Source organism: Campylobacter sp. B0100352/1 (assembly GCF_020135855.1).
Lineage (GTDB): Bacteria > Campylobacterota > Campylobacteria > Campylobacterales > Campylobacteraceae > Campylobacter_D > Campylobacter_D taeniopygiae.
The window spans coordinates 1-404 of the sequence record NZ_JACHTP010000111.1 but is presented as its reverse complement, the minus strand read 5'-3'; the positions used below and the strand labels follow the sequence as shown (position 1 = coordinate 404).

Genomic DNA, 404 nt, shown 5'->3' with positions numbered 1-404 from the left:
TATTACTTATATCTGCTTGTTTGAATTTTAAAGTATAAATAGAGTTTTTAAATTCACTAGATATATCATAATTAGGAGAATTTGTTTTAGTATAATAATTCTTATTGATATTATTATTAATAGAATTTGATTGATTATCTAATACTTCACTTCTTATTAAAGTTTGTGAATTTTTATTTTCTATTTCATTTAACTTAGTAGCATTTTGTTTTAAGAAAGTATTGGCAAAATTTATTTTTGAATTTTCTTTACTTTCTTTATTAGCTTTTGCTTGTGAAAGTATAGAGCCATAGTTTGAGTTATCATTGATGCTAAAGATACTCATATTTATTCCTTTGATTTTAGAATTGTTCTGCCTTCAAATCTAAATATCTTATAATTAAATACAAGCAAAATTTGTTCCA

1 pseudogene is annotated in these 404 nt (G+C 21.3%); it reads right to left on the bottom strand.

Annotated features, from left to right (window positions below):
• Window positions 1-325 (bottom strand): annotated as a pseudogene (locus tag H2279_RS08765) (Cj0814 family flagellar-dependent secreted protein); the annotation flags it as partial.
• Between the last annotated feature and the right edge of the window lie 79 nt (window positions 326-404).